Here is a 13,586-nt window from a genome sequence, read left to right on the forward strand (position 1 = left end):
GGTACGCGCCGTAGCGGGCCCGGGCGCGGGCCGATGTGCGGTGGGTCGTGGGAGATGGGTGGTGGGTGGTGGGTGGGGGACGGCGCCGGGGCCGGCGCCGTCCGCCCGGTCAGGCGGTGCGCCAGCGGATCCAGCGGCTCGCGCCGGCCAGTCCGGCGGCCGTCATCGCCGTCAGCACGGCGATGTTGAGCAGGAACGCGGAGCCGAGGTCCCCGACGAGGGCGAGCCGCAGGGCCTCCGCCGCGTAGGTCGGCGGCAGCAGGTAGCCGAAGACCTGGAGCGGCACGGGGAGGGACTCGATCGGGATGAGCACCGGCGCGACGAGCAGCAGGACGAAGATCATCAGATTGACGATCACCAGCAGCAGGTCCATGCTCCGCACCAGCGTGCCGATGGCCAGCCCGATCGCGGACAACGCCAGACAGGCCAGCGGGAGGACGAGGAGCAGGGCCGGGGAGATGACGAAGTCCGTGTCGTACATCAGCTTCGCCGTGATCATCGGGGTGATCAGGCCCGGCATGATCAGCAGCAGCCGGGAGAACACCATGGCGGCGAGGAAGGAGATCCGGCTGATGGGCAGTGAGGCGTAGTAGACCATCATCCCGTCCTGCCGCAGCACGCCGATCCGCTGCGCCAGGGTGCCGATGCCCTCGTTGGCGACCGAGAAGACGGCCGCGCCGCTGACGATGAAGAGCAGACTCTCCTCGTCCGAGAGCCCGTTGCCGATCCGGGTCAGACCGAACACCATGGCGGCCGGCATCAGCAGGCCGAACATCAGGACCCAGGACCAGGTGCTGCGGACCTCCAGCATCTGCTCCAGCCAGAGGTACTTCAGGTCGGTCCCCATACGCCGCAGACGCTCCCCCGCCCCGCGCCGGGCCGGCGCGGCGCCGGCACGCGCCACCGGGCCCGCGTCCCCGCCCGCGTCCGGCACCGGGGTGCCCTCGCGCACGAGCAACGCCACGGGCGCGGCGCCGGCCGCGCCGGTGGCGACCGGGGTGCTCATGGCCGGGGCGGGCGCGGCCGTGCCGGTCGTGGCCGGGGTGCTCGCGGCCGGGGTGCTCGTTGCCACCGGGCCACCCGCCGCGTCGGCGGCCACCGCCCTGCGGTAGTCCCGGGCCACGCTCGCGGCCGGGGCGACGGCGGGGCGGCCGGGCCCGGCCGGGCCCGCGGCAGCAGGCACGGGACCGGCCGCCTCCGGCACGGAACCACCGGCCGCGACGCCCATCCCGCTCGCGGACGCCACCGGCGCGGCGGCCGGGCGGGCGGCCCCCGCCGCGGACGGATTCGCCGCCGCACCCGTCTGCGCGGAGCCCGGCATACTCCCGGGTGCGGTCGCCGCCGCGAGTACGGACGGGGCCTCCGCCCCCACCGGGCCCACGCCCGCCGCGCTCGCGGGCGCGGTCCCGGCCGGGTCCGCCGCCACCGCCGTACCGGCGGACACCGCGGGCGCGGAGCCGCCCGACCCGGTACCCGGCCCACCCGCGCTCGCCGGTGCGACCGGCGCGACGGACAGGGGTCCGGGCCCCGCGGGATCCACGGCGGCGGGCACGGGACCGGCCGCCTCCGGCACGGACCCACCGGCCGCGGCACCCATCCCGCTCGCCGACGCCACCGGCGCGACGGCCGGGCGGGCGGCCCCCGCCGGGCCCGCGCCCGGCACGGCGCCCGTCCCGGTGCCCGCCGTGCCCCGCGCGGCTGCCGCGGCACCGCGGCCGTCCAGCGTGAGGTAGACGTCCTCCAGCGTCGGCCGGGTCAGCCGGAAGTCGGCGACGCGGTCCATGCCCAACTCGTCGTGCACCAGGCGCATCAGCTCCGGCATCCGCGCCGAGTCCGTCTGCACGAGGTAGCTGCCGTCCCGCTTGCCCGCGCCCACCTCCCCCACCCCGGCGAGGAGTTCCCGCTCGTGGCGGGCCAGCTCCCCGGCGCCGCGGACGGACAGCTCCAGCCGGACCCGGTCGCCGAGCGCCTCCTTGAGGCTGGCGGGCGTGCCCATCGCCGTGATACGCCCGCCGTCCATGACCGCGACCTGGTCGACGGCGGACTCCGCCTCCAGCATGTTGTGGGTGACGAGCACGACCGTGGTGCCGTCCTCCGCACTGCGCCGGGCCACCATCTCCCAGACGCGGCGCCGGTTGTGCGGGTCCAGCTCGTTCGTCGGTTCGTCGAGCACCAGCAGCTTGGGCCTGCCCATCAGGGCCATGCCGAAGTTCACCAGCCGGGTCATCCCGCCGCTGAGCTGGTCGACATAGCGGTCGCGCACCTCGCCGAGCCCCAGCTCGTCGATGAGTTCCGCGGTCTGGCGGCGGGCGTCCGCCTCCGGCTGTCCGCGCAGCCGGCCGGTGTAGTGCAGCGCCCGGCGCACCTCCACCAGCCGCATCGACAAACCGGTCTGCGGCAGGAAGCCGGTCATCGCCTTGACCTCGTCCGGGTGCGCGACCGCGTCGATGCCCTCGACGAGGATCTGTCCCGACGTCGGCCGCATCAGCCCCAGGAGCTGCGAGACGAGCGTGGTCTTGCCCGCGCCGTTCGCGCCCAGCAGACCGAACACCTGGCCGCGGGGGATGCTGAAGGTCAGGTCGTCGTTGGCCTTGACGACCTGGTCCGACCCCCCCGCCGGGAAGACCCGGGTCAGGTTGCGGACCTCGATCGCGACCTCGCGTGATGTGTGCTTCATGACGTCCTCAGATCTCTTCCGTCGTACGGGCGATGACGGAGTCCTCCGGCAGGAATCCGAATCCCACCGGCACGGTGTCCCGCGGTCGCGGCCCCACCAGCTCGCGCACCTGCGGGGTGAGGCCGAGGGTGTAGTCCGCGGCGTCCACCCGCAGCCGGGTCCCCGCCGTGACCTCGCAGGTCACCTCGACCGAGCGGGCGCCGTAGTGGTGCAGGACGACGTCCTCGGCACCGGCGGTCTGCTCCGCCAGGAGGGCGCGGTCCAGCCGGGTCTCCCCCACCGTGCAGGCGTTCAGCGGGGCGCGCGGCAGCCGGACCTGGATGCGCCAGGCGGGGCGCTGCGACTCGACGGTGAAGCGGACGGTCCGGACGTCTCCCCGGGTGGCGTCGCCGCGCACCGTGACCTCCGGGAGGGGGACGTCGAGCGCCGGGGCGTCGGCCACCATGGCCGGCTCGTCCCCCCGGGGCGGGAAGTAGTCGCTCACGGCCTCCCGCCCGGGGTCGCCGCCCAGCGCCCGCCGCGTCCAGGCGTCGGGCGCGGGATCGGCGCTGAACCACAGGTTCCGGTCCTCCGCCGCGTCCCGCACGTACAGCAGCGAGTTCGGCCGGGGCCGCTCCGCGCCGTACCCGTGCCCGGAGACGGCGCCGCCCAGCAGCACCAGGGCGAGCGCGGCGGCACCGGCGGCCCCCGCGCCGGTGGCCGGCAGGCGGGCGAGCAGCGGCAGCGCCGTCACCAGCCCCGCGGTCACGAACACCGCGGCCACCGAGGCCAGCGGCACACCCAGGGCGGTCAGCAGCATGGCGGCGAGGGGCAGGAAGAGCACCACGGCGACCGCGGGCCCGGCGGACCACAGCAGTACCCCGGTCCACTGGGTCCGGGCCCCGCCCGCCTCCGGGGAGCCGCCCGCCGCGGCACGGCGGACCGTCCACCAGAGCGCGGGCAGCGCGGCCAGCAGCGGCCACTGCACCAGATACCCGGCGCCCGGCAGGGTCACGGTCAGCGCGGCCAGCAGCACACCGGCGGTCAGCAGGGTCCCCGCCGCGCTCTCGGCCGGCCGCAGCCGGCGCAGTAGCCGGGCCGTGCCCAGCAGCACCGCGCCCACGGCCACGCCGAACGAGGCGGCGAACCAGCCCCGGTTGTACGGTTCGGCCAGCGGCAGGGCCGCCAGGTCCGGCGCCGTCAGCAGCGCCAGGGTCCACAGCCCGTGCACCGCCGCGCCGGCCGCGAGCAGGGCGCCGAGCCCGGCGCCCGCCGCGGCCGCCACCCTCGTGGGGCGCAGCGCGCGCCGGCGGACGCCCAGCGCTAGCACCCCGGCGAGCAGCACCAGGGTGCCCCCGGCCAGCGGGGCCGCCCAGGCGACGGGATAGCGCACCAGCAGCCGCGCGAACAGGTCGAAGTAGACCCCGTTCGCGCCGTCCTCGCCGCGCAGCCGCTCCGCCGGCGCACCGTCCAGCACCCGGGCCAGGCCCAGCATCGTCTCGCCGTGGTGCTGGAGGCTGTCCGGGTCGAGGGAGTCCACCGTGTCGGAGCGCGAGTGGTAGTCGTGGAACCCCTCGATGAAGGCGGAGTTCAGCCCGGCGGCCTCGTCCCGGAAGACCGTGAAGTCGCTGTCGTTGGGCAGCCGCTTGTAGATCTCGTACGCCAGCGAGGTGGCGACCGGACGCGGGTTGGCCTCGGCGAAGGCGTCGACCAGCGGCAGGTTCCCCTCACCGGTCTCGAACATTGTCAGCGGGCCGCCGCTGCCGCGCGCCTCCCAGTTGAAGACCGCCGCGTAGTCGTCGAGCCCCTGCTCACGGACGAACAACTCGGCTCCGAGGGCGCCGAGTTCCTCGCCGTCGGTGAAGAGGAGGACGAGGTCGCCCCGGACCCCGCCGGACGCCTGGACGGCGCGCAGGGTCTCCAGCATCGCGGCGACGGCCGCACCGTTGTCCGCGGCGCCGGGTCCGTTGGGAACGGAGTCGTAGTGCGCGACGAAGAGCAGCGCACCGGGCTCCGGCCCCGCGCCGCCGCCCCGGCCGGGCAGCCGGGCGACGACGTTGTGCACGGTCGCCGAGGGGAACGGGCTCCCCATGCCGGGCTGTGCGACCGGGCCGGACTGAACGGAGACCTCTGCCCCCAGGCCCCGGGCCGTCCGGACGAGGTACTCCCTCACCCGGGCGTGTTCCGCGCTGCCGACCGGATGCGGCCGGCGCGCGATCTCCCGGAGGTGCTCGGTCGCCCTGGCCGCGGAGAACTCACCGGCGGGAGCGTCCTGTCCGCGCGCGGGCGGGGGCTGGGACGCCAGTACGGCGAGGGTGCCGAGCAGCGCGAGCAGGAGCGCCGCGACCACGGCCGCCGGCGGCCGGCGGCGCCGTGCGGTCACCGCGTCCCGGTCGGCCGCGGACCCGTTCGACGGTGCGTCGAGGAGGCCGACGGGTGCAGAGGCCGTCGTGGTCATGCCGAGGCCGTGCCCTGGAGTTCGGGCTCCTCGGGAGCGACGAAGTCGACCTCGGCCGCGGACTGGAGGCGGATCTCGTAGGGCCGGCGCTTGATGTAGACGCCGTACCCGTCGAGGATCCGGTGGTGGTGGTCGATGATCGCCTCGACCGGCAGGTTCGTCGCGGGCGTCGAGTGCCCGTCCGAGACCAGGGTCACGTCGTAGCCGAGGGTCACGGCCTTGCGGCAGGTCGAGTCGATGCAGAGTTCGGTCACGAGACCGGCGACCACGAGGTGACGGACGCCGCGCGAGCGGAGGACCTCGTCCAGGTCGGTCTCGTGGAAGGAGTCGCACTCCGCCTTGCGGACCTTCAGGTCCCCGTCCGCCACGCCGAGGCGGGGATCGATCTGCCACTCCGCGGAGTCCGTGTCCCCGAGGTCGTCGTCCTGGACGTGGACGACCGGGACGCCCAGGGCGCGCGCCTTCTCGGCGAGCGGGCGCAGGCGGTCCAGCAGGGCGTCCGCGTCGGGCACGGCGTTCTCGCCGGCCAGCAGGCCGACCTGGAGGTCCACGAGGACAAGCGCCGTCGTCATACGGCTGCTCTCCTTACATCAGTTGGTCGTTGGGGGGGGTTCGGCGGGCCGGCCGGTTCCTGCGTCCGCGCGCCGTCAGGCGGGCACACGCGGGCCCGGTCCGGCCCGGCGTCCGTGCTTCACGGGGAAGTGGCCGGCAGTGCCACGGCGCTCACGGCGGCCGTGGCCGTCACGGGGGTCACGGCGAGCGTGACCGTCACGGGGGTCACGCGGGCGTGGCCGCCACCACGGTCACGGCGCAGGGGGAACGCCGCACCGTGGCTTGCGCACCGGCCGGGCGCATCAGGTGAACATGGCCTGCATGGTCTCGTGGGTCGCCTGCTTGGCCTGGTCCTTCTCGCTGCCCCAGCAGGTGTTCAGGATGATCCGCGTGCGGTCGGCGTTGAGCGGGATGGTGCGGTGCAGCGTGGTGTCCGAACGCAGGAAGTACATCTCGCCGGTCGCGTGCGGGTAGGTGCTGATCGGGTGCTGCGCGAGGTACTCGTGGACGCGCGGGTCGTCCTTGTTCCAGTCGGTGTGCGGGATGGCCTGCAGCTGGCCGCCGAACTCCGCCTCGGGCGCCTCGATGATCCAGATGACGGTGAAGCTGAAGTCACCCCAGTGCCAGCCGTGGGTGTCGCCCTGCTTGTGCTGGCGGATGAGGACGTACTTCTCCTCGTCCCACGGGCAGGGGAGCACCGGCTCGGCCGCGATACGGGACAGGGTGCCCATCATCGCCTCGGAGTTGTAGACGGTCCGGACCAGCTCGCTGTCCGTCTCGATCGCCTTCTGGCTCACCGTGCTCATGTAGCGCGGGGAGTTGCTGGTCTCCTTGAGGTGGATGTCGATGCGCTGCTGGTGGAGGTCGAGCAGGCGGTGGCACTCCTTCGTGACCGTCTGGAACAGGTCCTGGGACACGAAGTTCGGCAGCTTCACGTAGCCGTTGCGCCGGAAGCTCTGCGAGAGCCGGCGCAGGGCGTCGTCGTCGAAGGTGGCGGCGAAGTGGTTCGCGAGCTCCTTCTCGATGCGCGCCGGGGCGATCTCGTCGAACGACATGGGTTCTCCCTAATTCAACGCCGAAGCCCGTTCACCGGAGTCCGGTCGGGCGGGTCGGAGGGGAACGTAGGCAGCGCGGAATCCGGCCGACAACGAGGACGGGCAGCAACACGGTGCGGCTCTGCCGGTGCGCGCGGGTTCTGCCGTGCCACTGCCGCAACTGCCGGTGAATTGCCGCCGGACCGCCTGGCGCCGGGCCCCCGTCACGGGCCATGCTCGCGGCAGGACCGCCCCGTCCGCCCCCGCGACACCCCGCACCGCCCCCTCATCGCCCACAGGAGAGACCGAGATGACCGAACCTCTGGAGCCGGCGAACGCCGACACCGCACGGGACGCACGGCACCGGGTCCAAGCCCTCGTGGACGACCTGACAACCGCGAACGGCGACCCGGCCGACGCCCTCCTCCGCGCGCAGCTCAGCGGATTGCGGACCGTCCTCTGCCTCCTGCGCGCCGGCGAACGCGGCGTCCCCCGCCCTGAACGCCTCACCCTCCTCCGCCGCGCCCGCACCCACGCCCGCAGCACGACGGTCCTCACGTCCTGCGCCCTGGGCGAGACAACCCTGCTCCAGCGCCGCTGACGCGCCCCCGGGCGCGAACGTGCGACAAGCGCCCGAAAGTCCACACTCATCTCAACCTCTGGGTAACGGGTCCCCAGCCCGGCACCGGTGCCGCTGACGCCCGTCGCCCCTCCCGCGACCGGACCGGACGCGGAGCCGAGTGTGATGCGCACTATGCCGTTGTTCTCGCCGCCCGATACCGACGAAGCTCTCCACGCGACCGTCCCTGTTCAAGTCGAGCAGCTGAGCGCTGGTGCCGAACAAGTCACACGATTCCGCGGCTCTGGGCATCCAGGCGGTTCCTGGGTCCAGCCGGCCGAGCCGCGCACCTGAGTGGCGGGGCCCACGTACTCCGGTAGCTGGCGGCCTCGACGTGGACGCCCACCATCACGTCCGCGCACCGGTCGCCGTTCGTGTTGCCTACGCTGAGCGCGTGACCGAACAGGGAACCGCTCCCGACTACCACACACTCAAAGTGACACGACCAGCCAACAAAGCACTACTAGCCCGCCGGAACCGTCTCACACGATCGTGAGCGACCCGATGCTCCCAGCGGACTAAGACGTCGTCTCATTTGGCGTGCTGGGGAGTCTGCACTCTGTGGTGATGGTTGAGCGCATGGTTCCGGACGGGTTGTGGGAGCTGTTCCAACGGATGGTCCCACCTGCCCCATCACGGCCGCAGGGCGGCGGTCGACGCCGGTACGGGGATCGCGAGGTGCTGGCCGCGATCATCTTCGTGGCCACGACAGGCTGCACCTGGCGGCAGTTGCCGCCGGTCTTCGGCCCTTCGGGTCCGACGACGCACCGGCGGTTCACCGAGTGGAGTGCCGCCCGGGTCTGGGCAAAGTTGCACCGCCTCATCCTCGACGAGCTGGGTTCGCGCGGAGACCTGGACTGGTCCCGCTGCGCGATCGACTCGGTGAACATGCGGGCCCTGAAAGGGGGGACCTGACAGGTCCGAATCCTGTAGACCGGCGCAAGAAGGGCTCGAAGATCCACTTGATCACCTCACCGAGCACGCGGCGCTCATCGCGGAGGGGTCCTGGCCCTCGACCTACGCAGGGTGCGGCGGACACGCCCTACGGTCAGCCATTCGCACGCGCCGGTGCCCCTCAGCCCGGGAGGCCCTTCGCCGGGGGTTCGTTGCTGCGGGCGGACTCCCAGGAGTGCCAGAGGGAGGCGTACGCTCCCTGCGCCGCGAGGAGTTTGTCGTGGCTGCCGAGTTCGACGATGCGGCCGTGATCCATGACCGCGATGCGGTCGGCGTCCCGGACGGAGTCCAGGCGGTGCACGATCGAGATCACCGTCCGGCCCTCGATCAGGGCCGCGAGCGAGCGTTCTACCCGGCGCGACGCGGTGGAGTCCAGCAGAGCGGTGGCCTCGTCGAGAACCAGGGTGTGCGGGTCGCAGATCAGCAGACGGGCCAGCGCGAGCTGCTGGGCGGCGGACGGGGGGACCGGGGCGGCGCCCGGTCCGATCTCGCTGTCCAGGCCGTCGGGCAGCGTCCGTGCCCAGTCCGCGAGGAGGACCGTCTCCAGCGCCTCCCACAGCGGCCTGTCCTCCGCTTCCGGCTCCTCTCCCCGGCCGGTCAGGGTGAGGTTGTCCCGCAACGTGCCGCTGAAGACGTGCTGCTCCTGCGTCACCAGCACGATCTCGCGGCGCAGCTGCTCGACCGGCAGGGCGGACACCTCGACGCCGCCGATCCGCACTGTTCCCCGGTCCGGGTGGTGCACACCGGCCAGCAGCTTGCCGAGTGTGGACTTGCCCGCGCCCGACGCGCCCACCACGACGAGGCGTTCACCGGGCGCGATGTCGAGGTCGATTCCGGTCAGGACCGCCCGGTCCGGCCCGTACCCGAAGCCGACCCCTTCGAGGCGGATCGCGTGGCCCTCGGTGGGCGCGGGCGGGCGTTTCTCCTCGTTCGGCAGCAGGTCCACGCCCAGGATGCGGCGCAACGCCGCGTTGCCGATCTGGAGTTCGTCGGTCCAGGTCAGCAGGTCGTCGAGGGGTTCACCGAGGGCCTGTACGTAGAGGACCACCGCGGTGACCTCGGCCAGGCCCACCGCGCCCCGCTGGTAGGCGAGGCCGCCGATCAGCAGCGTCAGCGCCATCGGGACAGTGGTGGCGAGGTCCAGGCTGGGGAACCAGACGGTCTGCAGCCAGGTGGTGCGCTGCCGCGTGCGGACCACGGCGTCGACGGCCCGGCCGTGCCGGGCGCGCTGCCGCGTCCCGAGCCCGAGGGACTCGACGGTCGCGGCGCCCCGCGCGGTCTCGTGCACCACGGCCAGGACATCGGCCTCCTGGGCCAGCAGCCGCTCGTACGCCCGGGTCGCGCGCGGCCGGTACCACCACGTCGACAGCACAGCGAACGGCAGCCCCGCCAGCAGCGCGAGCGAGAGCAGCGGCGAGGTCAGCACGATCGCGGCGACGGTGAACACCAGGGTCACCGCCGCGAGCGCGATCCGTGGCACGGCCTGCCGAATGCTCTCGTTGAGCCGGTCGGCGTCGGTCGTGGCGCGGCTGAGGAGGTCGCCGGTGCCGACGCTCTCGACCTGGGCGAGCGGCAGCCCGAGGACCCGGCGGACGAAGTGCTCACGGGTGGCGGCCAGGACGCGTTCCCCGAGCAGGGTGGCCTGGGTGCGAGCCGCGCGGGCGAGCAGCGCGTGACCGGCCAGGACGCCGAGGAAGATCAGGGCGAACAGGTCGACGCGGCCGGTGCTGGTGCCGTCCTTCACGGACTCGACCAGCTGGCCGAGCAGCCGGGGGCCGACCAGCCCGGCGAGCAGCGCGGCGACGAACAGACCGAAGGTGAGGGCTAGTCGGCGGGCCTCGCGGCGCAGGAAGGCGCCGCCCCAGGCCCGTACATCGGTCCGGCCGGCCAGCGGCAGCCGCCCGGGGGCCGTGACCGCTTCGGCGGGGTCGGGCCCGGCGCCCGCTCGGGTGGGAGTGGTCGTCACGAGGGCTCTCCTGCGGGGCGGTCAGGGCGTGCGGGGGCGGGGCCCGCGTTCAGGCGGATCTCGTGGTCGGCGACGCCGCGCCACAGCGGACTGTCGCTGAACACGAGGGTGGTCCGACCCGTGCGGAGGGCGGCGACCCGCTCCGCCACCCGGGCCTCGGTGAGGGCGTCTACGGAGGCGGTGGGGTCCTCCAGGACCAGCGCGTCGGGAGACGCGAGCAACGCGCGTGCCAGGACCAGGCGTTGGCGCTGACCTCCGGACAGCGTCCGGCCTCCCTCGTCCAGCTGGGCGTCGAGCCCGCCGGGCAGCGCGTCGACCACGTCGGTGGCGTCGGCGGCCCACAGCGCCCGTTCCAGCGCCTCCGAGGAAGGTGCGGGGGCCGCGGCGGTCAGCTCCTCCCGTACGGTGCCGGTGAACAGCGGGTCGGCGGGGCCGGAACGCAGCGCTCCGGAACGCAGTTCGGCGAGGTCCACACGGTCGAGCGGTACGCCGCCGAGCAGGACGGGCGGAACGCCGTCCGACCGTACGGGCCGGGTGAGGCGGTCAGCGAGGTCCCCGGTCCGGTCGGCGGGCGCCACGACCACGGTCAGCCGCCCGGCCCGGGCGGTGATGCCGGTCTCCGGATCGGTGAGGGAGAGCGGGCCTGGGGGCAGCGGCTCGGGGTGCGGGGGCGCGACGGTGTCGGGCTCCAGGCACAGCAGGGTGCAGATGCGGCCCGCGGCGACCCGGGCGAGGCTCACCGTCTCGGCAGCCTCGGTCGCGGTGCTGACGGGCAGGGTGAGGAAGGCCGAAGCACCGTAGAACGCGATGAGTTCACCGGCGGTGATGGCGCCGTTGAGGGCGAGGTGGGCGCCGAACCAGACGATTCCCACGGTGACGAGGCCCGGCAGCAGAACGCCCGCCGCCTGGAGCCATGCCTCCATTCGTCCGGCCGACTCGCCTGCCCTGCGCACCTGTTGGCTGGTGCGGCGGAAGCGCTCGGCGAAGCGTGCCTCCCCGCCGATGCCGCGCAGGATGCGCAGGCCCGCGACGATGTCCCCCGCCTGGGAGGTTGCGATGCCCATCTGCTCACGCTGAGCCTCGTCGCGGGCCTGGAGCGGGCGGAGCAGCGGGCCGATGCCGAGTACGGCGGCGGGCACGCCGATGAGGACGGCGAGGCCGAGCAGCGGGGAGGTGACCGTGAGCGCGACGGTCACGAGGGCGGCGGCGATCACCGCCCCGACCGTACGGCCGACGACCTCGAACGCCTGGCCGATACTCTCGACGTCGGCGGCGGCCGAAGCGGCCACGTCCCCGGAGCGGGCCTTGCCGCGCAGAGTGGCGCCGAGCCGGACGACCTGCCGCATCAGCACTCGATGGCTGTACGACACGGCGTGCGCCTCGGCGCCGACGGCGGCCTGGATCAGGCCCGCGCCGGCGAGGGCCTGGACGACGCCGAGGCCGAGCGCCACCAGGGCCCACAGCACCACGTCACCCGCGCCACCGCCCTGTCCGGCCCCGTCAATGGCCTGTCCGACGACCAGCGGGGTCAGGGCGAGCGGCACCATCCAGGCCGTGCCGAGCAGCGCGCTGAGCACCAGCGGCCAGGGGCGGGCCCGGACCAGGCACCAGAGGAAGGACCAGGGGCCCCGGACGTTCACCTCGGGTACGGCGGCCGGGGCGACCGAGGGGTCGAAGAGCCGGTTCGTCACAGGTACCGTTCCCGGGTGGCTGTGCGGTCGACCTTGCCGGTGCGGGTGTGGGCGAGCGCCGGGACCGCGATGATCCGGTCGGGTACGCAGTGTTCGGGGAGAACGGATCGCAGCCGCTCCCGCAACTCGTCTGCGGTGGCAGTGGCTTCGGCGTTTTCGTCGGAGTCTGCGGCGGACGTGGTGTCCGCCCCCAGGACCACGAAGGCGACCAGCACCGTGTGTTCGCCCTTGGCATGCGGGGCGGCGGCCACCGCCGTCACGCCGGGGAGCCGCCCGAGTGCCTCCTCGACGTCCAACAGGTCCACCCGGTGGCTGCGGATCTTGACCTGGTGGTCGAGGCGGCCGTGGAAGACGAGGCTGCCGTCGGTGGCCTCGTGGACGAGGTCGCCGGTGCGGTACCAGCGGGCCGGGCCGTCGCCGAGGTCGGCCTCCGTGAAGCAGGCGGCGGTGCGTTCGGGGTCGTCGAGGTAGCCGGTGGCGAGCTGCGGTCCGGCCACCCACAGTTCACCGGGACCGTCGGGCGTGTCCGGACGGGGTACGACGGCCTGGCGCACGGACGGCAGCGGGCGGCCGATCGGCACGCCCTCGGGGAACGGGCCCGCGGTGTCGGGCCCCGCGAGGACGGCGGTGTGGGTGACGAGGGCGGTCTCGGTCGAGCCGTAGGTGTTGAGCAGCCGGACGTAACCGGCACCGAGCCGGTCCCAGCGTTCCAGCATGTCCGGGCGGACGCCCTCCCCGCCGACGACAACGGTCTGGACGCGGTCGGGGAGTTTGCGGCCTGTCTCCAGCAAGTGGCCGTTGTAGATGTGCCAGTAGTCGACGGGCAGGTTGACCAGCGTGACCTCGTGGTCGGTGAGGACCCGGTCGAGGTCGGTCTCGGCCTCCTCGTCGAGGATGACGAGCCCGCCCGAGAGCAGGGTGGGCAGGATCTCCTCCAGGCAGGTGTCGCCGTCGGCCCGGTGGAAGTTGAGGGCGACCGTGGCCGGACCGGCGCCGTACCGTTCGATCAGGTGGGGAAGGACGGCGTGCAGTGCGCCGTGCGGGACCGCGGCGGCCTTGGGCGCCCCGGTGGAGCCCGAGGTGAACAGCACATAGGCGGGGTCCTCGGCCCGAACGGGTTCCCCGGTCTGCCGTGACAGGGGACGAGGCCGGCTCCAGTTGGGGCGCAGGACGCGCGGCACGGCCGGCAGCCGCCCGCTGTCGGCGATGGCGACCAGCTCCTCGCAGCGGAGGGCGCGCAGCGCCTCGTCGAGGTGGCCCTCGGGGCCCTCGACCACGGGAACGAAGGCGCGCCCGGCCGCGAGGACACCGAGGACGGCGGCGATGTCGCGGACGCTGTGGTGGACCATGATGCCCACGGGCGGGCGCGGCCCCGGGGCGCGGGTGGCGACCAGTTCGGCCACTGCCTCCGCCCAGCCGGCCAGCCGGCCGTACGCCACGGTGACTCCGTTGTCGACGACGGCGGGCCGGTCGGGCTGTGCACGGGCGAGGGCGAAGAAGGGGTCGAGCACGCTGGGCAGGGTCATGGCAGGCGTCTTCACTTGATCCGTCCGTGGGGTAGAGGTCGGGGTGCGGTCGGCGGCGAACTGTCGGCCCCCGTGTGAGCGGGTGCCGTCGGCCGCGAACCGTCAGCCCCCGTGTAAGCGGGCGCGTCGC

8 protein-coding genes and 1 pseudogene are annotated in these 13,586 nt (G+C 73.9%); 2 read left to right on the plus strand and 7 right to left on the minus strand.

Annotated features, from left to right (window positions below; genetic code table 11):
- Nucleotides 1–109 precede the first annotated feature (109 nt).
- The 4 genes from C593_RS33540 to C593_RS0102745 all read right to left on the minus strand — a co-directional run bounded on the left by C593_RS33540 (nt 110) and on the right by C593_RS0102745 (nt 6,721).
- A complete protein-coding gene (locus C593_RS33540) occupies nt 110–2,677 on the minus strand; it encodes an ATP-binding cassette domain-containing protein (protein ID WP_018845779.1) in 2,568 nt (855 codons plus the stop codon).
- Between the two features lie 7 nt (nt 2,678–2,684).
- Entirely contained in the window at nt 2,685–5,114 is a 2,430-nt protein-coding gene (locus C593_RS0102735; protein ID WP_018845780.1) for a M20/M25/M40 family metallo-hydrolase, read from the minus strand.
- Nucleotides 5,111–5,686 carry an isochorismatase family protein gene (locus tag C593_RS0102740; protein ID WP_018845781.1) on the minus strand — a complete coding sequence of 192 codons (576 nt, stop codon included), beginning with the start codon at nt 5,684–5,686 and terminating at the stop codon, nt 5,111–5,113. The genes C593_RS0102735 and C593_RS0102740 overlap by 4 nt, the downstream gene beginning before the upstream one ends.
- A 282-nt stretch (nt 5,687–5,968) precedes the next feature.
- Nucleotides 5,969–6,721: a HalD/BesD family halogenase gene (locus C593_RS0102745; RefSeq protein ID WP_018845782.1), complete on the minus strand. Its 753-nt coding sequence runs from the start codon at nt 6,719–6,721 to the stop codon at nt 5,969–5,971.
- A 289-nt stretch (nt 6,722–7,010) separates the two neighbouring features.
- Here C593_RS0102745 and C593_RS0102750 point away from each other — a divergent pair, with 289 nt between their 5' ends.
- Nucleotides 7,011–7,301 carry a hypothetical protein gene (locus tag C593_RS0102750; RefSeq protein WP_018845783.1) on the plus strand — a complete coding sequence of 97 codons (291 nt, stop codon included), beginning with the start codon at nt 7,011–7,013 and terminating at the stop codon, nt 7,299–7,301.
- A gap of 585 nt (nt 7,302–7,886) precedes the next feature.
- Nucleotides 7,887–8,287: pseudogene (locus C593_RS0102755) on the plus strand (transposase); the annotation flags it as partial.
- Between the two features lie 107 nt (nt 8,288–8,394).
- Here C593_RS0102755 and C593_RS0102760 read toward each other — a convergent pair.
- Genes C593_RS0102760 through C593_RS0102770 form a run of 3 tightly spaced genes read right to left on the minus strand, consistent with a single transcriptional unit; the run spans nt 8,395 to nt 13,456 of the window.
- Complete coding sequence (locus C593_RS0102760) at nt 8,395–10,239, minus strand: ABC transporter ATP-binding protein (RefSeq protein WP_018845785.1); 1,845 nt, start codon at nt 10,237–10,239, stop codon at nt 8,395–8,397.
- Complete coding sequence (locus C593_RS0102765; protein WP_018845786.1) at nt 10,236–11,930, minus strand: ABC transporter ATP-binding protein; 1,695 nt, start codon at nt 11,928–11,930, stop codon at nt 10,236–10,238. The genes C593_RS0102760 and C593_RS0102765 overlap by 4 nt, the downstream gene beginning before the upstream one ends.
- On the minus strand, nt 11,927–13,456 hold the full coding sequence (locus C593_RS0102770; protein ID WP_018845787.1) for an AMP-binding protein: 1,530 nt from the start codon (nt 13,454–13,456) through the stop codon (nt 11,927–11,929). Before C593_RS0102770 ends, C593_RS0102765 begins: the two co-directional genes overlap by 4 nt.
- Nucleotides 13,457–13,586: the final 130 nt, after the last annotated feature.

The sequence above is a fragment of the Streptomyces sp. CNT372 genome (genome assembly GCF_000377145.1).